The sequence below is a fragment of the Nocardia sp. NPDC055029 genome, assembly GCF_053608525.1.
Genome location: NZ_JBSGVQ010000005.1, coordinates 1 through 25,113 on the forward strand (window position 1 = coordinate 1; position 25,113 = coordinate 25,113).

A 25,113-nucleotide genomic window follows, 5' to 3' on the forward strand; every position below is an offset into this window, starting at 1 on the left:
GCATCAAACACGCCATCTACCACGGTGGTTCGACGTCGCTGGAGAAGGGTCTGCACATCGAACGCGCCCAGTTCCTGACCGCGGCGTCCACTCCGTCGGCCAAGCGAGCGATGGCCGCCTACCTCGCCGACGTCGAATCCACCATTGACGAAGGTCGCGACATGTCCGACTTCGTCGCGGACAATCTGCCGGGCTGGATCGACGGAACCAAGGTCGAGTTCACCGAGTAGGTTCCGACAACGTTTTCGCGGCAAACCTGAGTAGTTCAAGTGTTGGTCATTCCGGCACCGGACTCTGTCGGTACGGTTCTCGGCTCCGATGTCGTTATCCAGTAAGAGGAGCTCGAGCAGATGACTGGCCGGCACAAGGGCATCAACCGACGCAGTGCGCTGTTCGCGGCCGGAGCCGCGATCGCGTACTCCGCGCTGGAGCAGCCGGGGCGGGCGGGCACCATCACGCGGGCGTTGTCCACCGGCCCCACGGACCCCGGACAGCGGGCGGACCTGGCCGAACGAGCGATCGTGAAGCGGCATGTGCGCCCGCTCTGGGGGCTGACGCAGCGGAAGCTGGGCGCGCTCGTCTGGCCGGCGTCGGCAGCGGAACAGTCGTTCGGACGCTGGTGCTACTGGTGGCAGGCTCAGTTGCTCGACTGTGCGGTCGACGCCGCGTCCCGCGCCCGCACCCCCGAACGCATCGACCGGGTCGTCGCGATCGCCCGCGGAATCCGAACCCGCAACATCACGGGCTGGACCAACCGGTACTACGACGATATGGCGTGGCTGGCGCTGGCCCTCGACCGCGCCGACCGGCTGCTCGACATCCGGTTCGGCGACGCCGTCGAGGAGCTGCGAGCGGAGTTGATCGACGGCTGGAACCCGGCCGTCGGTGCGGTGCCATGGCGCTTCGGCGACGACTACTACAACACCCCCTCGATCGGCCCGACCGCTATCGCGTGGGCTCGGCTTGGCGAGCTTTCCCGCGCCGGGGACCTTGCCGACTTCCTGCACACCCGTCTGCGCGACGCGCACAGCGGCTTGATCCTCGACGGTGTCCATGAGCCCGGCGGCAGGGTGAACCGGACCATCCATACCTACTGCCAGGGCGTGACCATCGGGCTGGAAGCCGAATTGGCGCTGCGCACAGGCGAATCGAGCCACCATGACCGGGCGACCGCGCTCGTCGCCGCGGTCGCGGACGAGCTCACCGACGCCGGGGTGATCACAGCGACCGCCGGGGGCGATTCCGGGCTGTTCATGGGTATCCTCGCGCGATATCTCGCCGAAGTCGCACTGTCCCTGGGCGACACCACCGCCGCGGACATCGTGCACGCGTCCGCGCGGGCAGCCTGGGAACACCGCGCCGAGGTGGACGGGCTACCGCTGTTCGGTACCGATTGGACCCGTGCTGTCACGGTCCGGGAGTATCCGGGCACCTTTCTCCCGCTCGCGGACTCGGCCGCCGAGTCGTCGGTGAACCTGAGCCGCGATCTCTCGGTGCAGTTGAGCGGGTGGATGCTGCTCGAAGCGGACCACCGGCTCACCGCCGCGGGACGGTGAGCGCACGCGGGTTCCTGTCAGATCCTCACCCGGCTCGCTGTCGGGCGCAGCCGCAGCACGATCAGGCCGATCAGCAGCAGCACGGCCAGCGAGTCGAACACCGTGCTGAACAACGGGGCGTCCGGCCGGGTGGTCGAATCCGACAGCGTCAGTACCAGATTCGTCGTCTTGGTGGTGATCGCGGCCAGCGCCACCGGCACCTGAACCGCGGGGACGAACGCCGCCCAGACCAGCGCGGCTCCCAGGACCAGTTGCATCATGCCGCGGTGCCGCAGCAGGGCCTCCTCCATCGGGGCCAGTTGAGTCAGTCCGTAGTACTCCAGGGCAGCCGGCGTGACAAGTGCCAGCACCGGCGTCATGGTGATCAGGCCAAGGACCACGAGGGCGACCTTGACGACTCTGGCATCGGGCATATCGAGCTCCAATCATCAGTGGTACTGACGATCAGCGTACGTGACTAAGATGGGCTGATGCGAGAGGCGACGGCAGTGGAGCAGATCACCCAGGCGCCGATCTTCATGCTGTTCCGGGTCGGCGATGCGGCCCGCGATGCCGTGGAGCAGTCGCTGGACCGTTACGGCCTGCGCGGCAAGGACTTCCGTGTACTGTCCTACGCCAGTACGGGCGTGTTCTCCCAGCAGGATCTCGCCCGGGTCACCGGCCTCGACCGCACGACCATGGTCGCTGTGATCGACCGTTTGGAGCGCACGGGCATGGCAGCCCGCGAGCGTGGCGACGACCGGCGCAGACACGTCGTGGTACCGACTCCGAAGGGCCTCCGCACACTGAAAGAGGCGTTCGCCGAGCTGGAACAGGTCCAGGACGAGTTCCTCGCCGCCTTGAGCCCGTCGGGCAAACGCGCCATGGAAACGGCGCTGAACCGGCTGTTCACCGCGCATGACCCCTCGTGCCATCCACGAGACGAAACCTGATGCGCTAGGTGCACGCGCGAATCAGCGCACGGGCTGCAGAACGTTCAGGATCGGATCGTAAGCCCAGTTCAGCATCCGCTCGGCGTCTTCTTTCGCCGTGACGCTGCTGTGGGGTGAGCTGTGCAGCACCACACCGATCAGCGGAATTCCCGCCCGGACCGTCTCGAACAGCAGGCAGTGTCCCGCGGCGTCGGTGTTCCCTGTTTTGATGCCGAGGGTGCCGGGATATTCGAGCAGCAGCCGGTTCGTCGAATTCCAGTGGTGCTCGCGGTTACCCGCTCCGGCGGGAACGTGAAAGGTCCGCGAACCGACGATGTCGCGGAAGACCGGCAGGCCCATCGCCCGCACACCCAGCGCCACGAGGTCCACCGGTGTGGAATAGGTGGAGTTGTCGGTCGGGTTCGGCAAACCGCTGGGGTCGGTGAAATGTGTTCCCGCCAGGCCCATGACACGCGCGGTGTCGTTCATTCTGGCGATGAAGCCGTCCTGGCCGGGCCCGTAGGCCTCGGCAAGCGCGTAGGCGGCGTCGCAGCCGGAAGGCAGCATCAGCCCGTACAGGAGCTGCCGTGCGGTGAGGACCTCGCCCGGCGCCAGCCCCGCGGTGCTTCCGTTGTGCCTGCCGCAGTAGCCCACGGCTTCCTGCGGCACGGTCACCGGCCGCTCGAGATCACCGGCGACGATCACGACCAGCGCCGTCATCACCTTCGTGATGCTGGCGATCGGGACCGGAGTGTGCGCCTCCCGTGACCACACCACCGTTCCGGTGATGCCGTCCGCCAGCGCCGCCCCCGCCGCCTGCACTCCCTCCGGTCCGCGAACAGGCCAGGGCAGCAGCTGCCCCTGGTCGGCACTTCCCGTGGGCACAGCGGCCGCGACACCGGGCCCTGCCACGACAACCAGAACCCCGGCGATAACCGCGTGCAACATCCCGGCAAATGTCCGCATGGCGACATTCTGGCGTACGACTCGACCGATAAGTGGGATTTCACCGCCGCTGTTTCGCTCCACGTTTCCGTCAGGACCCGGGCGACGGATCATTTCCGGATGTGGCGTTCATTCGGTGCCACTCAGGATCGCTCGCAAGCGCTCGGTGTCGGCCGGGTTCCAGCCCGCCGGTGACAGGATCGCGGCCCAGGCGTCGGCGATGTCGGCGTGGAAGGTGTGGCCGTGTCCGTCGGGCACATCGGTCGAGACGGCCATGTCCGCCGACACCTGCAGGAACGTCACCACCGGGATCCAGCGCGTGCTCGGCAGGACGTCGTGACCGCGTTCCTCCCTGAGCCAATCGGGTTTCTGGAACAGCAGTTGCGGTGTCCACCAGGTGATCGGGTCGGACGCGTGCTGGAGGTAGACCACTTTGGGTGATCCCCACGCGGTGTCGGGGCGGGCGAGATCCGGTGCGTCGGCGATGAATCGGACGGTGTGCCCGTCGCGGTAGATCGGCAGCCATTGCGGTGAGCCAGGGTCGCGGCGCGCGGTGGCGTCGCCCCACACGGGGTTGGTCGCGGTGGGGCCGACGAACAGGACGCCGTCGGTGCGGGCGGCCATGTCCTGGATACCGGCGAACGCGGCCTCGCCGCCGAAGGAGCCGAGGCTCTCGCCGAAGACGACCAGCTTCGGCCGCCGATCCGCGGGCAGGGTGTCCCACTCGGCGTGTACCGCCTCGAACAAGGCCTGACCGGCCTGCCTGGCCCGTTCCTGGTCGACGACGAACGACAGCCAACTCGGCAGGTAGGAGTACTGCATGCTCACCAGTGCGCTGTCACCGTTGGCCAGATACTCCAGTGCCGACGCGGTCGACTCGTTGATCCAGCCGGTGCCGGTCGTGGTCGCCACACCGAGCACGGCACGGTCGAACCCGCCGGCTCGCCGCAACTCGGCCACCGCGAGATCCGCTTCGGCCCTGATGTTCTCGGCGGAATCGAGTCCGGTGTAGACGCGGATCGGTTCCCGCGCGGGTTTGCCGCTGAAGACCGTCAGGTCGCGTGCGGTCGGTCCGTTGGCGACGAAGATCCGGCCCTGCCGACCGAGCGAGTCCCAGCTCACCAGCGATCCGGGACCGCCGGAGCGCTCCGGAACGACGGGTTCTTCGGTATCCGGGGAATCCTCTTGATTGACGGCCTTGAACGTCTCGTTGAGCACCGACATCGCCACATCGGCCACGACGCCGTTGATCGCCGCGACAGCCACCACCGCCACGACAACACCGCCCAGCACAGCGGCGACGCGAGTGGGCAGCACACGCCCCAGTAGCCCACCGACCCAGCGCGACAGCGCCCAGCACAATCTCGACACCGCGATCAACACCACGAACACCACGGCGCTGATCGCCACGATGATCGGGTAGGCATGCCAGGCAAGGCCGCTCACCCCCATGAGCGAACGCAGATCGCTCTGCCAATCGGCGTACCAGACCAGGACGGTCACCGTGCCGAGTACCGCGACGATTCCCAATCCCCACCGGACAACCGTGGGCGTCGGCCCCGGCTCTCGCTGCACCATCCACCGCATCAGCGCGGCGACCGCGAGGCCGAGTGCGTAGCCGAAGGCCGCCGCCGCGCCGGTGACGACGCCCTGGAACAGCGGCCCCCTCGGAAGCAGTGACGGCGTGAGCGACAGCCACACCAGTACCAGCGCGCCGATCGCCCCGCCCAGGTGGAAACCCCTGCGCCGGACCGCAGGTGCCGTGTCGCCGCCCTCGGGATCGAGCCCGCGCGTGGAATTCATTTGTTCCCCTGTGACTCGAAAGCGTGATCGCATTACGTGCCGAGGAAAATTCGCACCCATCCCGGGTGATCGACGACGTCGACGTCGAACACCTGCACGGTGACGTCAATGGGGCGCCCGGTCATCGGGTCGCGGAGTCGAATCGGCGACAACCCTGTCGAAAACGTCACCTCACCTTGGCGCCACAGCCCGCAGAACTCCGGGTACATCCCGAGCTCGCCGAGCAGGCGCTCGGGCCATCCGGCCTGACCGACGGCACCGATTCGCCCGCGCAGTCCGCTCACCGACCTCCGCGCGACGTCGTCCCAGTTCACGACAACCTGCCGTGCCAGCTGGTCACCGAACAACCAGTGCAGCCCGTTGCCGCCCTCGCGCAATCCCGGCAGCATCGTGCGTGCGGCCGTGTTGAGCGCCAGGATATTGCCGCGGGAGTCGAAGTATCCCGCCATCCCGCCACGGTGCGCGTCGAGACTGCGGAGCGCATCGTCGCCGATGGCCGCGCGCAGCTGGCCGATCGAGGGAGTCACCGCGATCGGTATCCCCGCCAGGTCGAACAGATGCCTGCGCTCGGTCACCCGCAGCGTCCGGGCCCGATCCAGGCAGTCCGCCAATGCCTCGACGACCGCACGCGCCGGATGATCCCGGTCGCCCCACTCCAGGTGAGTCACGTAGCTGGCGCTGACTCCCGCCGACATCGCCAACCGCTCGCGCGACATCCGGCGATCATCGCGCAACCAGCGCAGGAAACTGCCGAATGTCGGCGGCGCCAACCGCACCGCCTCGCCGGATCTGGTCAGCTGCTTCACCGCACTCACTTCCGTCAGAGCCTTGCCCGAACCCCTGCACGATAGCGATCGCAGCACGCCGCAAGCAGGGAAACACGCAGCTATGTGCGGTGCGCCTATCGTTGGGCAGGTGAGCGACCGCATGCGACACGAGGACACCAAACAAGCCATGCTCCGTGTTCTGGTCGACAGTATTCTCCGCGGAGCGGGTGCGACATCACCGGATCAACGACAGCGCGCTTTCGACAACATTGATGTCGCCCCGCCTTTACACACGGTGGTCGACAAGGTCGCCACGAAACCCGTCGCGATCACCGATGCGGACTTCGCCGCGGCGCGGGAATCGGGATTCAGCGAGGACCAGCTCTTCGAACTGGTGATAGCAGCAGCGGTCGGGCAGTCCGCGCGTATGTATGCTGCCGGACTCACCGCCCTCGCCGCAGCAATTCCAGAGGAGGACGATTCATAATGCGCCTCCAGATTCTCGACCGCGGGTACCGTCCCGGGACCAGATTGCTGTTCGCGCTCGTCCGCTTGTTCTCCGGCTTTCCGCCACCGGACGCCGCAAAATTCCTGTGCTGGCCGCCGGTGTTTCGCACCAGCAGGTCAGGGACGCCCTCGCCGTCTGTGCCGCGTTCAACACGACCAACCGGCTCGCCGACGCCTTCGGATTCGAGCAGCTCAGCCCCGCGGGGTTCGAGGCGGGGGCCGCGTACCTGATCAAACGGGGCTATCGGTAGGAACCTTCGTCGCGGTGATCTGGGTCAGCAGGCACCGCCATCGGCCGTCGTCGTGGATGAAGGCGTCGGTGGTCCATTCGTCGGCGTCGAACCGCGTACCCCGGTAGTGGGCGGTGTTGACGACGCGGGTCGTCAGCAGCGCGACCCGGTCGTAGTAGCGGATTCGCGCGTCGCCGACGCGCGCCATCGCCGAGTGTGTGAGGTCGCCCGACCGGACGAATGCCAGGAACTGTGCCGCGGTGGTGACGCCGTTCTCGGACACCATCACCCACTCGTCGGTCATGAACGAGCCGATGCGGTCCGCGTCGTTGGCGACGATCGCGGCCTGCCACTCGTCGAGCACGGCGAGGAGTTGATCGTCGACCGATCGTCCGGTGGGGGAATGTGTCGCTGTCATGATCCGACGGTAGGCCGGGCATCCCCCGCTGGTCTTGGATGAATGGAACGATCGCCGGGCGGCTACCCGAGGACTGCGGTCAGGTCGAGGTGGGCCTGGTAATTCCCGGAAACGCCGCTGATCACGCCCCTGTCCGGCTCTTCCGACCGAAAAAGACCCACAGTACGATCAATCTTGTGACCCAGGTCTCACCTTTACGGTGCGGAGCCGCACGTCGCCGAGCAAAGGAGCTCACATGTCGGATGAACCTGGCCACCAGCCTCCCGGATCGCCGCAAGAGCCCCACAACCGGCCGCCACCTGGCTGGCAGCCGCCGACCGGTCAGCCACCGGGCGGCACCCCGTACCCGCAGGGCGGCTATCCCCAAGGCGGCTATCCCCAAGGCGGCTATCCCCAAGGCGGCTATCCCCCAGGTGGCTATCCCCAAGGTGGCTATCCGCAGGGCGGCTACCCCCAGGGTGGCTATGCGCCCCCGCCCAACAAGCGCAAAGTCTGGCCATGGGTGCTCGGCGGTGTCCTGCTGGTCATGGTGCTCGGTATAGGCGCCTGCATCGCCCTCGTCGGTACCGCGCTGAACGAGGTCGACAAGGAGATCAACCGCACCGTCGCCGTCACCTACCAGGTCGACGGGACAAGCCAGGCGAGTTCGATCACCTACTCCGGTCGCGGCATGGACGTCGCCACGGACACCGACGTCTCCCTGCCCTGGACCAAGGAAGTCACCGTCGACGGAATCGTCAAGGCCGTCACCCTCACCGCTTCGGCCGGCGCCGACGGCGGCGAGATCACCTGCCGAATCCTGGTGGGCGACGACGTCCTTGCCGAGCAGACCGCCACCGGTCCGTATGCCAGCGCGTCCTGCAGCGGCGACGCGGGCCGATGACATCAGCCGACTAAGGCCGAGGCCATGACGACAAAGACTTGCGATGTGTGCATTGTGGGGGCGGGAATCACCGGGCTGAATGCCTTGTGGGTCGCCAGCCGGTATCTCGCACGTCATCAGAAGGTCGTCCTGGTCGACAGCAGAAAACAGGTCGGGGGGATGTGGGCCGACACCTACCCATACGTGCGATTGCACCAGCCGCACGGCTTGTTCACCGCCGGAAATATCGCATGGACCCTCGGTCGGGAACGCTCGTACCTGGCGACGAAACCCGAGGTGCTCGATCACCTCGAATATTGCCTCGACACGATCAAACAGCGGGTCCAGGTCGACGAGCTCTTCGGATGGACCATGGTCTCGCACGACGAGACCGCGGGCATCGTCCGGATCACCTGCGAGTCCGCGGACGGCGCGACCGTCGTGGTCGAGGCCAAGCGCCTGATCAAAGCCTATGGATTCCGCATCGCGCCGAATGCGCCGTTCGATGTCTCCAGCACGCGGGTGCGGTCGGTATCGCCCGACTTCTGCGATCTCCACGGCGACGACATACGAGGCAGTGCTGCCCCGGTATGGATTATCGGTGGCGGCAAGACTGCCATGGACACCGCGCTCGAACTCATCACGGAGTACCCCGGCCGCGAGGTGAATCTCGTAGCCGGGGTGGGGACGTTCTTCCAGAGCCGCGAGCGGTTGTTCCCTGCTGGTGCCCGAAGGTGGTGGGCTGGTGAACTTTCCAGCAGTCTCATCCGAGAGACCAGCCGCCGTTTCGACGGAACCAACGAGGCCGACGTGTGGGACTGGCATCGCACGACATACGGCACCTGGGTGACCCCGGAGACGGGCAGCTTCCTGCTGGGAATCCTTTCGGAAGCAGAGAATTCGACGATCGCCTAGGGATTGCGCCGGGTGGTGATGGATTACCTCGTGGATGCCGTCGACGACCACGAGGCGACCCGGCTGGTCTTTCGCAGCGGTGTGACGACGACCATCCCGCCGGGCAGCTGGATAGTGAACTGCACTGGTTACGTCATGCGGCGCGATCACCCCTACGAGCCCTACGTCTCCAGCAGCGGAGCGGTCCTGTCGATTCAGCCCCGGTCTGCCACCTTGTACTTGACCTCGATGATCGGCTATTTCCTGACCCACCTGATGTTCCTGGACCGGATCAGCGACACCCCACTCTACGAACTCGACGTGCCGGAACTGCTGAGCAAGACCAGAACCGTTGTCCCGTATACGCTGTTCGCGCTCACGCTGTACAACGCCGGCATCATCTACGACAACGTTCCGCTCACGGTATTTCGCGATTTCGGACTCGACTTCGATCGCTGGTATCCCTTGCCACGCCGAGTGGCGGCCATGACGCGGTTCGCGCTCACGCACCGTCGCGACCGCGAACACCTGCGTCGCACCCTGGATACCGTGCGCGACCGGTTCGATGTCCGCTGCGGCCCCCTGGCACAGGAGCCTCGGCACGGCGCCACGCCCGAGGTGGCGGACCGAGGAACCGGCAGCACCGTGTAAAACTGGACATATGCCGCATACCAGTCCCGTTACCGCTTGGAAGACACTCCGCGATGGAAACGATCGCTTTGTCGAAGGCAGGCTGCAGCATCCCAATCAGGGCGCAGCCGACCGTGCCGAACTGACCGCTGGGCAGCATCCGTCGGCGATCCTGTTCGGTTGTGGTGACTCCCGGGTCGCCGCCGAGATCATCTTCGACCGCGGCCTCGGCGACATGTTCGTCGTCCGCACCGCCGGTCACGTCGTCGACGGTTCGGTGCTCGGATCGATCGAGTACGGCGTCGACGTGCTGGGCGTGCCGCTGATCGTTGTCCTCGGACACGACAGCTGCGGCGCCGTCCGCGCGACGATCGACGCCCTGGATTCCGGCGCCGTGCCCGGCGGGTTCATCCGCAGCATCGTGGAGCGGGTCACCCCCTCGATCCTGCTCGGCCGCCGCGAGGGACTCAGCACCGTCGACGAGCTCGAGGCCCGGCACGTGGAGGAGACGGCGCTGCTGCTCACCCAGCGGTCGAGCAGCATCGCCGCGAAGATCGAAGCAGGCGAACTCGCCATCGCGTGCGTCACCTACAACCTGTCCGACGGCCGCGCCCAGCTGAACCGCGTCATCGGCAACATCGGCGAATTCGAGTAGCCGGTTCACCGCCGCGAGGCAACGACCCTCGCGGCGGTGATATCCGGACCGCTCAGGCGCGGGTCAGCGCGCCCCCGTACTCCGACCGCGCGAATCTGCCCGCGGGCTGGAACCGGGCCAGTACCTCGCCCGCGGGCAGCCCGGTGACCTCCTCGATGTAGGCGCCCGCCTGCTCGACGGTCTCGATGCCGAGGAACGGCTGCGGATGATGCAGCAGTCCCACCAGCGCGCTCGCGAACCGCGGCTCGACCGCCGCGGCGGCGAAGAACTGCCCGCCGATGTCGGCGAACGCCGGATCGCTGAGGAACAGCCTGGTCACCTTCGCGGCGGCATCGCTGCGCGCGGCGAGGAATTCGGCGTAGCGCGCGGCGATCCAGGTCTCGTCGAAGGCGCCGTCGTGCACCGCGGCCGCGGCGACCAGCCGCTGCGCCTGGACCAGCCCGCTCTGCGCGCCCTGCCCCGCGATCGGGTCGTAGGCGACGGAGGTGTCGCCCAGCGAAGCCACCGGATGACCGCTCGCGGTGGTGCCGACGCCCGCACGCACCACCGGCCGGACAGCGCCCTTCAGCCACGAGTGCGGGTCGTCCTCGATCACCTGGGTGGCCAGGACTTCCGGCAGATCCCAGTCGATGTAGTCTCGGTACAGCTCGGTGACGATACGGTGCGCCGAGGCCGCCGAATCGGCCGCGCCGAAGCGGCGTTCCCAGTCGCTGCCCGGCCGGGCCCAGCCGAGGAAAGCCCAGCTCGGCCCAGCGTCCTTGTGCAGGTAGGGACCCCACCAGCCCTCGCCCTGATCGGCGAAGATGGAGAATCCGCTGTGCGCGCCGCCCGCCGGACTGCGGTGGGCGAACACACTCGGGTCGTGGCCCAGCCCCGTCACCGTGACGGTGAGCAGCGAGCGTTGCGGCGCGTCGTAGACGGTGCGTGCGGTGTCGATCGGGAACAGGTCGGACAGACCACCGCGACCGGTCGCGACGAGGGTCAGATCATGCTGGGCGGCAATGCCGTCGAGGGTTTCCGGGGTGACCTGCTCGACGACGAAGCGGCCACCGCGCTCGCGGAAGGTGGTGAGCCGCTCGTCGGCCTTGAGTCTGGTGTCGACCGCGACGCCGACGTAGCCGTCGAACACGCCGTCGAAGGCGATCAGTTCGTTGCGGTCGGGGTCGGCGATGCGGACGCTGAGCCCGGTGTGGCGGGGTGCCCTGGCGGTGTAGGGGTCGAGGCCGAGAGCCAGCTCGGCCTGTTGTGCCACACCGAATTCCAGGGCGGTGCCGGTGGCGGGGACGTCGTTGCGCAGGGCAGGCTGGTCGCGGTCGCTGTAGAGCGTGACCTCGAAGCCGGCGTCGAGCAGACCTAGCGCCGCGGTGACGCCGGTCTGTCCGGCGCCGACGATCGCGGCCGAACGCGGGGAACGTGAAGCGGTATTGTGCGATGTCATATCGGAATGATGCTCGATTCCGCGCCGCCGCAGCAGGATTGTGATCAGCGGGAATCGATGGCCGCGACCGTACCCGGCCGGGACTCCGATTCCGGCAGGGCGGTCGAATTCCGGCCGCCCACGCGGTAACTCGCCCCGCGATGGCCGTCGGGGAGCCGGTCCCCCGCCCCGAACAGCGCGTGCCGCAGCGTGCCCGGCTCGTACTCGGTGGCGTAGACACCGCGCGCGGTCAGCACCGGAACCACGTGCCGCACAATATCGTCGAACGTGCCGGGGGTGATCGCGTAGGCCAGGTTGAACCCGTCCAGGTCGGTCTCGTCCACCCATTCCTGGAGCTGGTCGGCGACGGTCTCCCCCGACCCGACGAACACCGGGCCCATGCCGCCGATACCGGCCCAGCGGCCGATGTCGCGCACGGTCCATTCGCGACCGTCGTCGTCGAATTCCTGGAACGCGGCCACCGCCGACTGGATGGCGTTGCTGTGCACCTCGCCGATGGGGTCGTCGAGGTCGTAGCGCGACAGGTCGATGCCCATCCAGCCGGACATGAACACCAGCCCGCCCTCCACGCTCGCGTAGGACAGGTACTCCGCGTGTTTGGCGCGCGCGGCCTCGTCGGTGGCATCGGTGACGATGGTGGCCAGCGCGTAGATCCTGGCCGAATAGCGGTCACGGCCCGCTTCCTCGAGCGCCGCCCTGATCCGCGAAACGGTCTGGGTGAGCACGCGTTTCGACGGCGCGGCCACGAAGATGGCCTCGGCGTTCTCGGCGGCGAAGCGGACACCGCGCGGGGAGGCGCCCGCCTGGTAGATCACCGGGGTGCGCTGTGGCGACGGTTCGGACAGGTGGATGCCGGGCACGGTGAAATGCCGACCGCGATGGCCGATGTGGTGCACCTTCGCCGGATCGACGTAGACGCCGCGCTCGGCGTCGCGCACCACGGCGTCGTCCTCCCACGAACCCTCCCACAGCTTGTAGAGCACTTCGAGGTATTCGTCGGCCTGGTCGTAGCGGTCGTCGTGGTCGAGCTGGTCGTCGGCGCCGAGATTGCGGGCGGCCGAGGGCAGATAGCCGGTCACCACGTTCCAGCCGATCCGGCCGTCGGTGAGGTGGTCGAGGGTGGACAGGCGCCGGGCGAACGGGAACGGATGCTCGAAGCCGGTGCCGGTGGTGATGCCGAAGCCGAGGTGCTCGGTGACCGCGGCCATCGCCGTCACCAGCAGCAGCGGATCGGCAACCGGTACCTGGGCACCGTGACGCAGCGCGGCGATGTCGTTGCCGCCGTAGGCGTCGTAGATGCCGAGGACGTCGGCGATGAAGATGCCGTCGAAGCGTCCGCGTTCGAGCAACTGTGCCAGCTCGGTCCAGTAGCTGAGCTCCTTGTAGCGGTGCGACTGGTCGTCGGGGTGGCGCCACAGCCCGGGCGACTGGTGGGCCACACAGTTCATGTCGAAGGCGTTGAACCGGATCCGGCGGGTCATCGCGCCTGCTCTCCGGCCGGAGCCCGTTCGCCCGCACTCCAGCCGAAGGGAAGGTCGGTGCCGTTGAGCAGGTGATCGCCCACCGCCCTTGCCTTCTGGATGGCGGGATTGTGCACGGAGATGGTGCGCGCGTTGCGCCAGTGCCGGTCCAGGCGCAGGCCTTCGGACACGATGGACGCGCCGCCCACTTCGAACAGCAGGCTCGTCGCGGGCAGCACGGTGTCGATCACCGCGAGCTGGGCTTGCGCGGCCGCGAGTTCCACCGCGGTGAGCGCGGTGTCGTCCTTCGCTCCGGCGCCGAGCACCTCGTCGAGGAGATCGGCCACCGCGAGCACGTTCGCGCGGGCGGAGAACGCGGCCGCCGACAGTTTGCCGATCACCTGCTGCACGAGCGGATCGTGGCGGGGCAGGTCGGCGGCGGAGTGGGTATAGCCGCGCGTGCGTCGCGAGACCCAGTCCCGCACATCGCTTTCGGCGCGCTGGGCGATGCCCGCGAGCACCGCCAGCTGGATCAGCTGCAGATACGCGGTCGCGTAGGTGGGGCCGGGCACGCCGTAGCCGGGGCCGAGGATCTGCTCCTCGGTGACCCGCACGGCGGTGAATTCCGTGGTGCCGCTGGCGGTGAGCCGCTGCCCGAAGCCGTCCCAGTCGTCGTGCTGCCGCACGCCCTCGGCGCCGGCGCCGACCAGGACACCCACCCGCTCGCCGTCCCGGTCGGCGGCCACGAGGATGTGGTCGGCGTACAGGGAGCCGGTGCTGTAGAACTTGGTGCCGTCGAGCCGCCAGTGCTCGCCGTCGCGGGTGAGTCGGGTGCGGTACCGGTCGACCGCGCCGACACCGGGTTCGGTGATGGCGTTGCCCACCAGGGTGCCCCCGGTCACCGCGCGCAGCCACTGTTCCCGCGCCGGGCCCGGTTCGGCGAGCAGCTGGTCTTCGACGAAGGAGAAGTGCACGCGCAGTGCCTGCGGCAGGTTCGATTCGGCGGCGGCGAGGTCGATGAGCAGCCCGAACAGCTGGTGCACCGTCGCACCGTAGCCGCCGAACTCCACCGGAACGCGCAGCGCGCCGAACCGGGCGGCGCGCAGGTCGGCGATTTCGCTGTAGGCGAGTTCCCGGTCCGTTTCGCGGGCGACGGCGCCGGAGGCGATGCGGTCGAAGATCGGGCGGAAGGCGTCATCCAGTTCGGAATCGGCCACGCGTTTCGTCTCGGTGGATGTCATGAACCCACGATGACGCCGTCGGCCTGCGCGTTCACTGGTTGCGCGCAGCGGGATCACAAAGGGTGCGGGGCGGGGGCGCTCTGCGACGATGTCCCCATGAGCACCGCCACCCGACCGGGTGTGATCACGACAAGCACGCTGGTTCTGCTGTCGGCCCTGTATTTCGCGCAGGGCCTGCCGTTCGGCTTCTTCACTCAGGCATTGCCGGTGGTGCTGCGCGAATCGGGGTATTCGCTGGTCGCGATCAGCGCCTCGGGTGTGCTGTTCCTGCCGTGGGCGCTGAAGTTCCTGTGGGCGCCCTACGTCGACCGCTACGGCACCCGGCGCACCTGGCTGCTGGTGCTGCAATTGTCCGCGGCCGCGGTCGCGATGGTCCTCGCCGTTCTCGATCTGTCGTCGTCGTTGCGCTGGCTGTTCGTCGGCATCGTGGTGGTGAACCTGCTCTCGGCGACGCAGGACGTGGCCACCGACGGTCTCGCGGTGCGCCTGCTGGGTCCGCGCCAGCGCGGGCTGGGCAACGGCATCCAGGTAGGCGCCTACCGCATCGGCATGATCGTCGGCGGTGGCGCCCTGCTGTGGATGTTCGCCGTGTCCGGGTGGCGAATGCTGTTCCTCGCCATGGCAGTACTGATCGTGCTGACCACGGTGCCGGTGTGGCTGCTGCGCGAACCGGTCGCCGACCGCCCGCCGCGCCCGCATCCGGCGCACCTGCTCGGCGCCTGGTGGATCCGGCTGCGCCGCCCCGGCGTCCTCGTCTTCATCGCGCTGATCGGCGCGTTCAAGTTCGGCGATTCGATGGCGTCGGCGCTCACCGGCCCGTTCCTGTCCGATGCCGGTCTCGATCTCGGCCAGATCGCGGTGATCAAGGGCGTCCTCTCCTCGGCGGGCGCACTGGCGGGCGCGGCCTTCGGCGGCTGGCTGGCCTACCGCTACGGCCGACGCAGTGCGCTGCTGATCGGCGGTGTCACCCAGACCGCGAGCATCGCGCTGTATCTGTTCGCCGCCCTCGGCCTCGGTGGTTTCGAACTCCTCGTCACCGCCAGCCTGGCCGAGCACGTCTTCGGCGGCGCGGCCACCGTCGCCGTGTTCGCCCTCATGATGGACGCCTCCGAGCCCGACCACGCGGGCAGCGACTACACCCTGCTCGCCTGCGCCATCGTCGTCGTCCAAGGTGTGGCGGGTATGGCGGCGGGCATCGTCGGCGAGCTAGCCGGCTATCCCGCCCTGTTCACCACCAGCCTCGTCCTTTCCGGAATCGGCTGCGCCGCAGTGATTCTCGGCCTGTCCCGGGGCCTGGGTCCCGACAGCCTGCGCCGGGCCCTCGGCGACGCCGAGGGAATCGGTCGGCGCACGGCGCACCGGCAGGTGGATCTGCAAGACTGAGGAGGTGAGTGATTCCGATGCGGGGAGCTACGTCGAGGCCGGTGAGTTCCGCCGCGACACCAACTACATCACGACGCGGATCACCGCCGACGGCCGCGACGGCTACCCCGTCGAACCCGGCCGCTACCGGCTCGTCGCGGCCAGGGCCTGCCCGTGGGCCAACCGCACCCTGATCGTGCGCAGGCTGCTCGGGCTCGAACCGGTGCTGTCGCTCGGCCTGTGCGGGCCCACCCACGACAAGCTCAGCTGGACCTTCGATCTGGACCCGGGTGAGGTCGACCCGGTGCTGGGCATCCACCGGCTGCGCGACGCCTACCTGGCCCGGTTCCCGGACTATCCGCGCGGCATCACCGTGCCCGCGGTGGTCGACATCCCGACCGGGCAGGTCGTCACCAACGACTACGCCCAGATCACCCTCGACTTCTCCACCGAGTGGGCCGCCTACCACCGGCCCGGCGCACCGCGGCTGTATCCCGAACCGCTGCGCGCCCAGATCGACGAGATCAACGCCGAGGTCTTCCGCGAGGTCAACAACGGCGTCTACCGCTGCGGTTTCGCCGGCTCGCAGGACGCCTACGACGATGCCTACACCCGGCTCTTCGCCGCCCTCGACCGGCTCACCGAGCGGCTGAGCACCCAGCGCTACCTGGTCGGCGACACCATCACCGAGGCCGACGTGCGCCTGTTCACCACGTTGGCCCGCTTCGACCCCGTCTATCACGGCCATTTCAAGACCAATCGCAGCAAACTCAGCGAGATGCCGGTGCTGTGGGCCTACGCCCGCGACCTGTTCCAGACCCCCGGCTTCGGCGACACCATCGACTTCGGGCAGATCAAGGAGCACTACTACGTGGTGCACCGCGACATCAACCCGACCGGAGTCGTGCCCGCTGGACCGGATCTGTCGAACTGGCTGACCCCCCATCACCGCGAGGAACTCGGCGGACGACCCTTCGGCGACGGCACCCCGCCGTCTCCGCCCCTGCCCGCCGAGCGGGTACCCGCCCTCCTCTGAACCGCCCTCTTCGTCCCCGGTTCACTCGGCAGCCCCGGTGATGTTGCGGGCCATCCCTCCGAAGATGGCCGCGTGGAAGGGGCTGAGCGCCTTCCAGTAGAGGTGCCCGGCCAAGCCGTGTGGTTCGAACAGGGCGCGCTGCCGGTAGTGGGCGCCGCCGTCGGCGGACGGGGTGACCGACAGTTCGAGCCAGCCACGCCCTGGCACCCGCATCTCCGCGCGCAACCGCAGCAGCCGTCCACGCTCGAGGTGTTCGACGCGCCACCAGTCCAGCGCTTCGCCCACCCGCAGGCGGTGCGGGTCGCGCCTACCGCGGCGCAGGCCGACACCGCCGAGCAGCCGGTCGATCCACCCGCGCAGTGCCCAGGCCAGGGGAAAGGAGTACCACCCGTGTTCGCCGCCGACGGCTTCGAGGACCGCCCACAGGGTAGCCGGGTCGGCGGTCGTATCCCGTTCCCGCACATCGCTGTACAGCGATCCGCCGGACCAGTCCGGATCGGTGGGCAAGGGGTCCGACGGGGCGTCGGGCAGGCCGGCGTCCGACCATCGGGTGGGGACGTCCAGATCGCGAATGCGATGCAGCGCCAGCCGCACCGCGCCGGAATAGGAGGTGAGCCCGTCCGGTGGGTCCGGGATGTAGTCGGCGATGCGGTGGTCCGCGCACACGACATCGTTGATGAGCGATTCCATCAGTGGTACGGCGATGGCACGCGGTACCGGGGTGACCAGGTTGACCCATTGGGATGACAGCCACGGAGTCAGCACGGGGACGGGCACGATCACCCGGCGTGGCAGGTCCGCCTCGACGGCGTAACCGCGCATCATGCCCTCATAGGTGAGTACGTCGGGGCCACCGATGTCGAAGGCGTCGTTCACCCGGCCGGGCAGGTCGGCCGCGCGCACCAGATAGTGCAGCACGTCTCGCACCGCGATGGGCTGGATCCGGCTGCGCACCCAGCGCGGCGTCACCATGACGGGCAGCCGCTCGGTCAGGTACCGCAACATCTCGAAACTGGCCGATCCGGAACCGATGATCACCGCCGCGCGCAACACCACGGCGGGGGTCGGCGCGCGGAGCAGGATCTCCCCTACCTCGGCACGCGAGGCGAGGTGTCGTGACAGCTTCTGGCCGGTGGGAGTGATGCCGCCCAGATACACCAGCCTGGTCAGTCCCGCGCGGTCGGATTCGGTCGCGACCAGACTCGCCGCCTCGCGATCCACGTTCTCGAAATCCGCTCGGGCCAGGGAGTGGACGAGATAGTAGAGCACTTGCTGACCGTCCAGCGCGGCGCGCACGTCCTCGACGCGGGTGACATCGCCGCGCACCACCTCGACCCGGTCGCGCCATACCGCCTCGGTGAGTTTGCCCGGGTCCCGGGCGAGGACCCGGACCGTGTGCCCGGCGTCGAGCAAGTCCGGAACGAGCCGGCCACCGAGGTATCCGGTGGCGCCGAACACGACACAGCGCATCCGAGATCACCCCTGTCCGATCCTGAGTCGTACCGAGATGTACCGAGATTCACCGGTGAAACCCGAAGCCCGCCATCGCGCGATGCTTCGTCCCTTCCCCCTTCTACTGTATACACGATTCCGGGCCATCATGAGGCGCCGAATTGTGGTCCATAATCGCTCGCGAAAACCGAAACCACCAGGTCAGGAGTAGCGGGGATGGTCTATGTGCTGGATGTCGGGGAGGTCGACCGGACGCAGGTCGCGATCGTCGGCGGCAAGGGCGCGAACCTCGGTGAACTGTCGCGCATCGACGGTGTCGAGGTACCGGACGGCTTCTGTGTGACGACGGAAGCCTTCGTACAGGCCATGGCGGGCGCGCCGTCGATCGGCGACAAGATCGAGAGGCTGTCGCGCCTCGAGGCAGACGACCGGGAAGCGATCCACGAGCTGAGCACGGAGATCCGGTGCGCGATCGAAGAGCTCGTCATTCCCGATGACGTGGCGGCCGAGATCATCAGCGCCCACGCCCGGCTCGGTGCGGATGATGCATACGCTGTCCGATCCAGTGCTACGGCCGAGGATCTGCCTACCGCGTCCTTCGCCGGCCAGCAGGACACCTCGCTGAATGTCATGGGAGCGGCGGCGATCCTCGAGCACGTCAGCCGATGCTGGGGCTCGCTGTTCACCGAGCGGGCCGTCACCTACCGCCTGCGAAATGGATTCGGCCACAAACTGATTCGAATGGCGGTAGTCGTGCAGCGGATGGTGTTCCCACACGCCGCGGGCATCCTGGTCACGGCCGACCCCGTCACCTCCGATCGCACGGTTGTTTCCATCGACGCGGGCTTCGGTCTCGGTGAGGCTCTCGTTTCCGGCCTCGTGAACGCCGATGTCTACCGGGTCCGCCACGGCGACATCACCAGCGCAACGATCGCCACCAAGAAGCTCGCCGTCGAGCCGGTGCCGACGGGCGGGACACAGGTGCGCGAGATCGCGCAGGAGCGCCGAAACGAACCGGTGCTGTCCGATGCCGAGGTGCTCGAGCTCGCGCGGCTGGGCCGCCGCATCGAAGCACATTTCGGCAGCCCCCAGGACATCGAATGGTGTTTGGACGGCAAGGGTTTGCGCATCGTGCAGAGCAGGCCGATCACCACGTTGTTCCCGATTCCCGTGGCCGCCGACGACGAGAACCGCGTCTACGTGTCGGTCGGCCATCAGCAGATGATGACCGATGCGATGAAGCCGTTGGGAATCTCGTTGTGGCAGCTGACGAGCCGGGCACCCATGCGTACCGCGGGTGGACGGTTGTTCGTCGATGTCACCGCGTTGCTGTCGTCGCCGGCGAAGGGCGCGGGCTTGATCGAAGGGCTCGGCAAGTCCGATCCGCTGATCGGGGACGCACTGCAGACCGTGATCGATCGCGGTGACTTCGTTCGTCAGGTCCCGGACGAGGATTCCACCGCAGTATCGGCCGGTGCCGCACCTGCGCCGATCGAGGCCGATCCCGACCTCGTCGCCGAGCTGATCGCGACCAGCGAGTCCTCCCTCGCGACCCTGAAACGCGACATCCGGACCCAGTCCGGACCGGCACTGGTCGACTTCATCCTGACCGATATCCAGGAGCTGCGGCGAGTCCTGTTCACCCCGCGCGGTCTGCAGGTGATCACGGCCGCCATGGACGCCACGTGGTGGCTCAACGATCGGCTGCGGGAATGGCTGGGCGAGAAGAACGCGGGCGACGCGCTCACCCAGTCGGTTCCCGGGAACGTCACCTCGGAGATGGGCTTCGCACTGCTGGACGTCGCCGATGCGATCCGCCCGCATCCGGAGGTGGTCGCCTCTCTGCAGCAGGTCGAAAAGGAAGGGGCGGCGGGGGGCGGCTTCCTGGACGAACTGGACGAACACACAGGCGGTCCGCGAGCACGCGCCGCGATCGAGGACTTCCTCGACACCTACGGCATGCGCTGCGTCGGCGAGATCGACATCACCAGGCCACGCTGGAGCGAAAGCCCCACCACACTCGTGCCGACGATCCTCGGCAATATCAAGAACTTCGGGCCCGGCGCGGGGAGGCAGCGTTTCGAGGACGGTCTGCGCGACGCCGAGCAGACGAAACAACAGCTCCTGCAACGACTCCGCGCCCTGCCGGACGGAGACCGGAAGGCCGAAGAGACCGAACGGATGATCGATCGCGTCCGCACGTTCTCCGGCTATCGGGAGTATCCGAAGTACAGCATGGTCAGCCGCTATTTCGTCTACAAGCAAGCCCTGCTCGTCGAGGCCGCGCGTCTCGTCGAGGCCGGAGTGCTCCGCGAGCCCGAGGACATCTTCTACCTGACATTCGACGAGCTCGGCGAGGTGACCCGCACCCACCGGGCGAGCCCGGAGCTCATCGACGAACGCAGGGACGCGTTCCGCGCGTTTCAGTCGCTCACCCCGCCGCGCGTACTCACCTCCGACGGTGAGACCTTGTCCGGGGCATACCGGCGCGCCGACCTGCCCACGGGCGCACTCCCCGGAATGGCAGTGTCCGCCGGGACGATCGAGGGTCGCGCCCGCGTCGTGCCAGATATCGCACAGGCCGACCTCGAACCAGGCGACATCCTGGTCACCGCCTACACCGATCCGAGCTGGACCCCGCTGTTCGTCGCGATCGCGGGCCTGGTGACCGAAGTCGGCGGCCTGATGACCCACGGTGCGGTGATCGCCCGCGAGTACGGCCTGCCCGCCGTCGTCGGCGTGGAGCACGCCACCGAACTGATCCGTGACGGTCAGCGCATCCGGGTGAACGGCACGGACGGATACGTCGAGATCCTGCCCGACTCCGTCGCCCCGGGGGTCGGTACCGCAGGCTGATCCGAGTCTGGCTCCCCAGTCCGGTGTCCTGCCGTACCGCAGTCCGATGTGCTTGCGGGACACTGGTTTCTACCGTCGGAGCATGCGTCTACGAAGTTTCGTTCTCCCGGTCTGCACTGCGGTGATGTTCCTGACTGCCTGCACGACCAGCACGGCCGAGCCCGCTTCCGCGCCGTCGGTCACTGCCGCCCGCGCGGACGCGGTGCGCGCCGATCTCGACGCGCTGATCCGCTCCGGCGCTGTCGGGGCTCTGGCAACGCTCACCGACAACGGCGACAGCACCGTCGTGGCCGCCGGTCTCGCCGATATCGCCGCGCAGACCCCGATCCCGGCCGATCGTCCCGAACATGTCCGGGTCGGAAGCATCACCAAATCCTTCACCGCCGCGATCGCGCTGCAATTGGTGTCCGAACACCGGATCGACCTGGACCAGCCGATCGGGAGATATCTGCCCGGTCTTCTCGCCGGTGCGGGCGTGGACGGGAATGTCATCACCGTCCGCCAGGTCCTGGGTCATCGCAGCGGACTGCCCGACCCCACCCCGTCCCGGGAAACGAGCGAACACGCCGCGGCAGTGGACGGCCGCACCTTCACCCCCGCGCAGGAGATCGCGCTCGCGCTGCACTATCCCGCGCGGTTCGCCCCCGGCACCCAGTTCAGCTACACCAACATCAATTACATCGTCGCCGGAATGCTGATCGAGGCGGTGACCGGGCGCAGTTATGCCGATGAGCTGCGCGATCGCATTCTCACTCCGCTGGGTCTGTCGGACACCTACCTGCCTGCCACCGGTGAAACCGGTCTGCGCGATCCGCATCTGACCGGGTACGCCACCGAAGACGGCACCGTCGCCGAGGCGACGCGCATGGAGCCGTCGCTGCCGTGGACATCGGGCGCGCTGGTCAGTACAGGCGCGGACCTTAACCGGTTCTATGCCGCGCTGCTGGCCGGGCAGGTGGTGCCGCTGACCCAGTTGCAGCAGATGCTCGACGGATCCGACATGGGCAACGGAGACGGCATCTCCTACGGGCTCGGCATCGCGTACACGCAACTACCGTGTGGCGCGAAATTTGTGGGCCATGTCGGCGGCGTCCACGGCTTCTCCGCCCTCTCCGGTGCGGGCACGGCCGGGCGCGCGGTCACCATCTCCTACACCGGTACACCCACGACCGTGGATATCCACGCCATGCTCACCCACGCGCTGTGCGGGTGAGCATCCCCAGCCGGTGGCTATCTGCCCAGCTCGATGGTGGTCGAGCGGCGTTAGGATTGGAGAGGGGTGCGAGGAGAAAAAGGATGAGCACCACCAGTGTGATCGTGATCATCGTCGTCGCGGTAGTCGTTGTGCTCGTCGGCGCGTGGCTGTTGATGCGCAGGCAGCGTGAACACCACCGGACCGAAGCAGCGAGCATCCGTGACCGGGCGGCGGAACAGGAAGTCGAAATCGGTCAGCGCGAGGCGCGGGCGGAGGAGATCGCCGCCAAGAGCCGCGCGGCCGAGGCCGAAGCCGACGCCAAAGCCGCGCAGGCCGAGCAGCTCGCCCAGCAGGCGAACGTGCATCGCAACGACGCGGCCGATTCGCGAGCCGACCTGGACAAGGAGTGGGAACGCGCCGACAAGGTCGACCCGGACACGAAGTCAGGCCAGTCACCGGATTCAACCTGAACGCCGACGCACACAGCCAGAGCGGGCGGGCGCAGGCACGTCCCCGGTGAGTTCGCGCCCTACTTCGGCACCAGCACTCCGGACAGATCCGCCTCCCGGATCGGCGTATCCGGATTCGCCTGGGCGCTGCACATAAGGTTGATGGCCGCGACCGCCAGATCGACGGTGTTCTGGTCGATCGGTGCGTCGTCGCCGCGCTCTTCTTCGAGGAACTTGGTCACCGTCGTGTGCTTTTTGGCCGAGTCCTGGGCGGTGTACTCACTACACCGGGTGTCACCACCCTTGTTGACCGCCTTCTCCACCTCGGCGCAGCCCGCAGACCCACCGAGCACGGCGACAATCAACGCTGTCGTCACGACTGTTCTTCGCACAAGCATGGTCACTCTCGTCCCTGTAGTCGATCGAGCCCGCGAGGGCCCGTTACACCGGACATAACCACTCTGGCCGAAGGTAACCAGCGGGCTGGATCGCGGGATTGTCGCTTCAGGCGTCGTATGCCGCGAGGAAACCTTCGCCTGCCTCCCATATTTCGGCTTCGCGCTGCCGGTCATAGGATTCCGCGGATGACCGGGCCACCTGGCCGCGGTCGACGTACGACCCGGTGGGCGCCGCGATATCACCGAGCACGACATCCGCGAGGTATCGCCCCGCGGCCCTGCGGCTGGTGGCCAACGGGGTCAGCGTCATGATCGGCAGGATGTGCCGCATCGCGAACCGGGAAGCGGGGTCAGCGTCGCGGGCAAGGTCGGTGCCGGGGACGAATCCCGGGTTGTACGCGACGACATCGATCCCGGCGGGCAGCCGACGGGCGTATTCGTGCACCAGATAGATCGCGGCGAGTTTGCTTGTCGAATACGCGGTACGCCCAGCGGCTGTGGTGTGCGGCTCCCGGAAAGCGCCGATGCGGGCCAGCGCATCCGGAGATTGCCAGGCCGGGCCTGGAACCATGCCCATGTTGTGCCGGAAATCGCCGAAGTGGGTGTCGCTCACGGTGATGACGATGCGACCAGGCGCGGTGCAGCGCTCCCCCAGCAGCCGGACGAAAAGGTGGTTGGCCAACACGTTGACTGTGAACGTCGCCTCGAGCCCTTCGGGGCCTGTGGTCTGCGCGTTCGTGTACTGAATACCTGCGTTGCCGACGAAGCCGCACAGCGGTGGAAGATCGCCGGCGGCGAGCCGATCGCAGATCTCGATCGCCGCGGTCCGGACGCTCGCGAGCGAACCGAGATCGGCCGAGACGGAGGACACCTCATACCCGTCCGCACGCAGCGCTGCCGACAACTCGGGTCCCGATGAACCTCGGGCGACGACAACGAGGTGCACATCGGGCGAACGTCGCAGGACGCGCTCGGCGGCGATCCGCCCGATGCCGCGACTCGCGCCGGTCATGACGATGGTGCGCATAAAACCTCCTCGACTGGATTACTACTCATGTCGTCATCGACATTCGCCGCCCGCGATCGGTCGAACCAGTGCCGTGACCGACACCAGGACCGGCAGTACCCAGGCTCGTCGGGTGCCGCGCGGCGAGAATGGCTCCATGGTTTCCGCCCGTCCCGGATTCGGCGAGCTTCTGCGCACCTGGCGCGACCGTCTGTCACCGCTCGACGCGGGCTTCGCCGTCACCGGGAGCCGTCGCGCCCCCGGGCTGCGGCGCGAGGAGCTCGCCCAGTTGGCGTCGCTGTCGGTCGACTATCTGCTGCGTCTGGAGCAGGGTCGCGCCGTCAACCCCTCACCTCAGGTCGTCGCGGCGCTCGCCCGGGCTCTGCAACTGTCCCGCGCCGAGCGCGATCAGCTCTATCGCAGTGCGGGACAGCTACCGCCGCAGGACGGGACCATCAGCGACCACGTTCCCGCCGGTATCCAACGACTCACCACTCGCCTCGGTGACATCCCGATCGGCGTGTTCACCGCCGACTGGTCCCTCGTGTGGTGGAACAGCATGTGGACAGCTCTGCACGGCGATCCCGCCGTGATCCCGGCACCGGAACGAAATCTCGCGCTCGCGCTCTTCGGCCACGGCGCCGCGCGTGCGGCGATGCGGCCGATTCGTTCCGAGCGCGGAGACGAGGCGTTCGCGGCGTCGATCGTGGCGGACCTGAAAGACGCGCTGACCCGCTATCCCACCGACGCGCGCCTGAACCGGCTGGTCCAGGACCTGCGAGAAGGTTCGCCAGGCTTCGCTCACCTCTGGGCGACGGCGACCACAGCACAACACGTGACCGATCGGAAGACGATCATCCACCCCGAAGTGGGAGAACTTCTGCTCGACTGCGACGTGCTCCTGGTGCCGGGCGCCGACCTGTACATGGTGACCTACACCGCCGCCGCCACATCCCCCGACGCGGGCAAACTCGAACTGCTCCGTGTGACAGGCGGCCGAGCTGTGCATACCGGGTCCGTGGGCACAGCATGATGGTGGGAT

General features: G+C 67.8%; 25 protein-coding genes and 1 pseudogene. 15 read left to right on the forward strand and 11 right to left on the reverse strand.

The window, feature by feature from the left end; all coding sequences use genetic code 11:
- A pseudogene (locus ACWF9G_RS06210) lies at window positions 1-230 on the forward strand (enoyl-CoA hydratase/isomerase family protein); the annotation flags it as partial.
- A 120-nt stretch (window positions 231-350) separates the two neighbouring features.
- On the forward strand, window positions 351-1,556 hold the full coding sequence (locus ACWF9G_RS06215; RefSeq protein WP_452514031.1) for a glycoside hydrolase family 76 protein: 1,206 nt from the start codon (window positions 351-353) through the stop codon (window positions 1,554-1,556).
- 17 nt (window positions 1,557-1,573) lie between these two features.
- Here ACWF9G_RS06215 and ACWF9G_RS06220 read toward each other — a convergent pair whose 3' ends face one another.
- Window positions 1,574-1,969, reverse strand: a complete 396-nt coding sequence (locus tag ACWF9G_RS06220; RefSeq protein ID WP_379302927.1) for a hypothetical protein — start codon at window positions 1,967-1,969, stop codon at window positions 1,574-1,576.
- A 57-nt stretch (window positions 1,970-2,026) separates the two neighbouring features.
- On the opposite strand from ACWF9G_RS06220, the gene ACWF9G_RS06225 reads away from it, so the two are divergent.
- Window positions 2,027-2,488, forward strand: a complete 462-nt coding sequence (locus tag ACWF9G_RS06225; RefSeq protein ID WP_452514033.1) for a MarR family winged helix-turn-helix transcriptional regulator — start codon at window positions 2,027-2,029, stop codon at window positions 2,486-2,488.
- Window positions 2,489-2,509: 21 nt separating this feature from the next.
- Here ACWF9G_RS06225 and ACWF9G_RS06230 read toward each other — a convergent pair whose 3' ends face one another.
- The 3 genes from ACWF9G_RS06230 to ACWF9G_RS06240 form a co-directional block, all read right to left on the reverse strand.
- Window positions 2,510-3,433 carry a D-alanyl-D-alanine carboxypeptidase family protein gene (locus ACWF9G_RS06230; protein ID WP_452514035.1) on the reverse strand — a complete coding sequence of 308 codons (924 nt, stop codon included), beginning with the start codon at window positions 3,431-3,433 and terminating at the stop codon, window positions 2,510-2,512.
- 108 nt (window positions 3,434-3,541) lie between these two features.
- A complete protein-coding gene (locus ACWF9G_RS06235; protein ID WP_452514037.1) occupies window positions 3,542-5,215 on the reverse strand; it encodes an alpha/beta hydrolase in 1,674 nt (557 codons plus the stop codon).
- 32 nt (window positions 5,216-5,247) lie between these two features.
- Window positions 5,248-6,030: an MmyB family transcriptional regulator gene (locus tag ACWF9G_RS06240; RefSeq protein WP_452514039.1), complete on the reverse strand. Its 783-nt coding sequence runs from the start codon at window positions 6,028-6,030 to the stop codon at window positions 5,248-5,250.
- A 100-nt stretch (window positions 6,031-6,130) separates the two neighbouring features.
- On the opposite strand from ACWF9G_RS06240, the gene ACWF9G_RS06245 reads away from it, so the two are divergent.
- Window positions 6,131-6,469: a hypothetical protein gene (locus tag ACWF9G_RS06245; RefSeq protein WP_452514041.1), complete on the forward strand. Its 339-nt coding sequence runs from the start codon at window positions 6,131-6,133 to the stop codon at window positions 6,467-6,469.
- 106 nt (window positions 6,470-6,575) lie between these two features.
- Window positions 6,576-6,740, forward strand: a complete 165-nt coding sequence (locus ACWF9G_RS06250; RefSeq protein ID WP_452514043.1) for a hypothetical protein — start codon at window positions 6,576-6,578, stop codon at window positions 6,738-6,740.
- On the opposite strand, the gene ACWF9G_RS06255 is transcribed toward ACWF9G_RS06250, so the two are convergent.
- The gene (locus ACWF9G_RS06255) at window positions 6,721-7,137 is read right to left on the reverse strand and encodes a nuclear transport factor 2 family protein (protein WP_379302941.1); all 417 of its coding nucleotides are present in this window, start codon (window positions 7,135-7,137) and stop codon (window positions 6,721-6,723) included. The two genes, ACWF9G_RS06250 and ACWF9G_RS06255, sit on opposite strands and share 20 nt — an antisense overlap.
- Window positions 7,138-7,372: 235 nt before the next feature.
- On the opposite strand from ACWF9G_RS06255, the gene ACWF9G_RS06260 reads away from it, so the two are divergent.
- From ACWF9G_RS06260 to ACWF9G_RS06275, 4 genes are read left to right on the forward strand one after another with little or no spacing between them, the layout of a single operon-like run.
- Window positions 7,373-8,020, forward strand: a complete 648-nt coding sequence (locus ACWF9G_RS06260) for an MmpS family transport accessory protein (protein WP_452514045.1) — start codon at window positions 7,373-7,375, stop codon at window positions 8,018-8,020.
- A gap of 24 nt (window positions 8,021-8,044) precedes the next feature.
- Window positions 8,045-8,914: an FAD-dependent oxidoreductase gene (locus tag ACWF9G_RS06265; RefSeq protein WP_452514047.1), complete on the forward strand. Its 870-nt coding sequence runs from the start codon at window positions 8,045-8,047 to the stop codon at window positions 8,912-8,914.
- 30 nt (window positions 8,915-8,944) lie between these two features.
- Window positions 8,945-9,544, forward strand: coding sequence for a hypothetical protein (locus ACWF9G_RS06270; RefSeq protein ID WP_452514049.1), 600 nt, complete (start codon window positions 8,945-8,947; stop codon window positions 9,542-9,544).
- Window positions 9,545-9,554: 10 nt separating this feature from the next.
- On the forward strand, window positions 9,555-10,178 hold the full coding sequence (locus ACWF9G_RS06275) for a carbonic anhydrase (RefSeq protein ID WP_452514051.1): 624 nt from the start codon (window positions 9,555-9,557) through the stop codon (window positions 10,176-10,178).
- 52 nt (window positions 10,179-10,230) lie between these two features.
- Here ACWF9G_RS06275 and ACWF9G_RS06280 read toward each other — a convergent pair whose 3' ends face one another.
- From ACWF9G_RS06280 to ACWF9G_RS06290, 3 genes are read right to left on the reverse strand one after another with little or no spacing between them, the layout of a single operon-like run.
- Window positions 10,231-11,616, reverse strand: a complete 1,386-nt coding sequence (locus tag ACWF9G_RS06280; protein ID WP_452514053.1) for a styrene monooxygenase/indole monooxygenase family protein — start codon at window positions 11,614-11,616, stop codon at window positions 10,231-10,233.
- A gap of 44 nt (window positions 11,617-11,660) precedes the next feature.
- The gene (locus ACWF9G_RS06285; RefSeq protein WP_452514055.1) at window positions 11,661-13,097 is read right to left on the reverse strand and encodes an LLM class flavin-dependent oxidoreductase; all 1,437 of its coding nucleotides are present in this window, start codon (window positions 13,095-13,097) and stop codon (window positions 11,661-11,663) included.
- Window positions 13,094-14,317 carry an acyl-CoA dehydrogenase family protein gene (locus ACWF9G_RS06290; protein WP_452514057.1) on the reverse strand — a complete coding sequence of 408 codons (1,224 nt, stop codon included), beginning with the start codon at window positions 14,315-14,317 and terminating at the stop codon, window positions 13,094-13,096. Before ACWF9G_RS06290 ends, ACWF9G_RS06285 begins: the two co-directional genes overlap by 4 nt.
- A 96-nt stretch (window positions 14,318-14,413) precedes the next feature.
- Here ACWF9G_RS06290 and ACWF9G_RS06295 point away from each other — a divergent pair, with 96 nt between their 5' ends.
- Both ACWF9G_RS06295 and ACWF9G_RS06300 read left to right on the forward strand, forming a co-directional pair.
- Window positions 14,414-15,700, forward strand: a complete 1,287-nt coding sequence (locus ACWF9G_RS06295; RefSeq protein ID WP_452514059.1) for an MFS transporter — start codon at window positions 14,414-14,416, stop codon at window positions 15,698-15,700.
- A 4-nt stretch (window positions 15,701-15,704) separates the two neighbouring features.
- Window positions 15,705-16,715 (forward strand): glutathione S-transferase family protein, encoded by a 1,011-nt coding sequence (locus ACWF9G_RS06300; RefSeq protein WP_452514061.1) that lies wholly within the window; start codon window positions 15,705-15,707, stop codon window positions 16,713-16,715.
- A gap of 21 nt (window positions 16,716-16,736) precedes the next feature.
- Here ACWF9G_RS06300 and ACWF9G_RS06305 read toward each other — a convergent pair whose 3' ends face one another.
- Entirely contained in the window at window positions 16,737-18,185 is a 1,449-nt protein-coding gene (locus ACWF9G_RS06305) for an SDR family oxidoreductase (RefSeq protein WP_379302955.1), read from the reverse strand.
- Between the two features lie 198 nt (window positions 18,186-18,383).
- Here ACWF9G_RS06305 and rph point away from each other — a divergent pair, with 198 nt between their 5' ends.
- From rph to ACWF9G_RS06320, 3 genes are all read left to right on the forward strand, one after another.
- On the forward strand, window positions 18,384-21,023 hold the full coding sequence (gene rph / locus ACWF9G_RS06310; protein ID WP_452514063.1) for a rifamycin-inactivating phosphotransferase: 2,640 nt from the start codon (window positions 18,384-18,386) through the stop codon (window positions 21,021-21,023).
- A gap of 82 nt (window positions 21,024-21,105) precedes the next feature.
- Window positions 21,106-22,236: a serine hydrolase domain-containing protein gene (locus tag ACWF9G_RS06315; protein WP_452514065.1), complete on the forward strand. Its 1,131-nt coding sequence runs from the start codon at window positions 21,106-21,108 to the stop codon at window positions 22,234-22,236.
- Between the two features lie 83 nt (window positions 22,237-22,319).
- Window positions 22,320-22,688: a hypothetical protein gene (locus ACWF9G_RS06320; RefSeq protein WP_452514067.1), complete on the forward strand. Its 369-nt coding sequence runs from the start codon at window positions 22,320-22,322 to the stop codon at window positions 22,686-22,688.
- A 59-nt stretch (window positions 22,689-22,747) separates the two neighbouring features.
- Here ACWF9G_RS06320 and ACWF9G_RS06325 read toward each other — a convergent pair whose 3' ends face one another.
- Together ACWF9G_RS06325 and ACWF9G_RS06330 are read right to left on the reverse strand one after the other, a co-directional pair.
- Entirely contained in the window at window positions 22,748-23,044 is a 297-nt protein-coding gene (locus ACWF9G_RS06325) for a hypothetical protein (RefSeq protein WP_379302963.1), read from the reverse strand.
- 127 nt (window positions 23,045-23,171) lie between these two features.
- Window positions 23,172-24,092 (reverse strand): SDR family NAD(P)-dependent oxidoreductase, encoded by a 921-nt coding sequence (locus ACWF9G_RS06330; protein WP_452514069.1) that lies wholly within the window; start codon window positions 24,090-24,092, stop codon window positions 23,172-23,174.
- Here ACWF9G_RS06330 and ACWF9G_RS06335 point away from each other — a divergent pair.
- Window positions 24,076-25,104, forward strand: coding sequence for a helix-turn-helix transcriptional regulator (locus ACWF9G_RS06335; RefSeq protein ID WP_452514071.1), 1,029 nt, complete (start codon window positions 24,076-24,078; stop codon window positions 25,102-25,104). The two genes, ACWF9G_RS06330 and ACWF9G_RS06335, sit on opposite strands and share 17 nt — an antisense overlap.
- Window positions 25,105-25,113 lie beyond the last annotated feature (9 nt).

Bases quoted from the DNA above. Each gene is read 5' to 3' on its own strand.
- ACWF9G_RS06215 (WP_452514031.1), top strand. From the start codon at position 351: ATGACTGGCCGGCACAAGGGCATCAACCGACGCAGTGCGCTGTTCGCG.
- ACWF9G_RS06220 (WP_379302927.1), bottom strand. From the start codon at position 1,969: ATGCCCGATGCCAGAGTCGTCAAGGTCGCCCTCGTGGTCCTTGGCCTG.
- ACWF9G_RS06225 (WP_452514033.1), top strand. From the start codon at position 2,027: ATGCGAGAGGCGACGGCAGTGGAGCAGATCACCCAGGCGCCGATCTTC.
- ACWF9G_RS06230 (WP_452514035.1), bottom strand. From the start codon at position 3,433: ATGCGGACATTTGCCGGGATGTTGCACGCGGTTATCGCCGGGGTTCTG.
- ACWF9G_RS06235 (WP_452514037.1), bottom strand. From the start codon at position 5,215: ATGAATTCCACGCGCGGGCTCGATCCCGAGGGCGGCGACACGGCACCT.
- ACWF9G_RS06255 (WP_379302941.1), bottom strand. From the start codon at position 7,137: ATGACAGCGACACATTCCCCCACCGGACGATCGGTCGACGATCAACTC.
- ACWF9G_RS06260 (WP_452514045.1), top strand. From the start codon at position 7,373: ATGTCGGATGAACCTGGCCACCAGCCTCCCGGATCGCCGCAAGAGCCC.
- ACWF9G_RS06265 (WP_452514047.1), top strand. From the start codon at position 8,045: ATGACGACAAAGACTTGCGATGTGTGCATTGTGGGGGCGGGAATCACC.
- ACWF9G_RS06275 (WP_452514051.1), top strand. From the start codon at position 9,555: ATGCCGCATACCAGTCCCGTTACCGCTTGGAAGACACTCCGCGATGGA.
- ACWF9G_RS06280 (WP_452514053.1), bottom strand. From the start codon at position 11,616: ATGACATCGCACAATACCGCTTCACGTTCCCCGCGTTCGGCCGCGATC.
- ACWF9G_RS06285 (WP_452514055.1), bottom strand. From the start codon at position 13,097: ATGACCCGCCGGATCCGGTTCAACGCCTTCGACATGAACTGTGTGGCC.
- ACWF9G_RS06290 (WP_452514057.1), bottom strand. From the start codon at position 14,317: ATGACATCCACCGAGACGAAACGCGTGGCCGATTCCGAACTGGATGAC.
- ACWF9G_RS06295 (WP_452514059.1), top strand. From the start codon at position 14,414: ATGAGCACCGCCACCCGACCGGGTGTGATCACGACAAGCACGCTGGTT.
- ACWF9G_RS06305 (WP_379302955.1), bottom strand. From the start codon at position 18,185: ATGCGCTGTGTCGTGTTCGGCGCCACCGGATACCTCGGTGGCCGGCTC.
- rph (WP_452514063.1), top strand. From the start codon at position 18,384: ATGGTCTATGTGCTGGATGTCGGGGAGGTCGACCGGACGCAGGTCGCG.
- ACWF9G_RS06315 (WP_452514065.1), top strand. From the start codon at position 21,106: ATGCGTCTACGAAGTTTCGTTCTCCCGGTCTGCACTGCGGTGATGTTC.
- ACWF9G_RS06320 (WP_452514067.1), top strand. From the start codon at position 22,320: ATGAGCACCACCAGTGTGATCGTGATCATCGTCGTCGCGGTAGTCGTT.
- ACWF9G_RS06335 (WP_452514071.1), top strand. From the start codon at position 24,076: ATGACGATGGTGCGCATAAAACCTCCTCGACTGGATTACTACTCATGT.
- ACWF9G_RS06330 (WP_452514069.1), bottom strand. From the start codon at position 24,092: ATGCGCACCATCGTCATGACCGGCGCGAGTCGCGGCATCGGGCGGATC.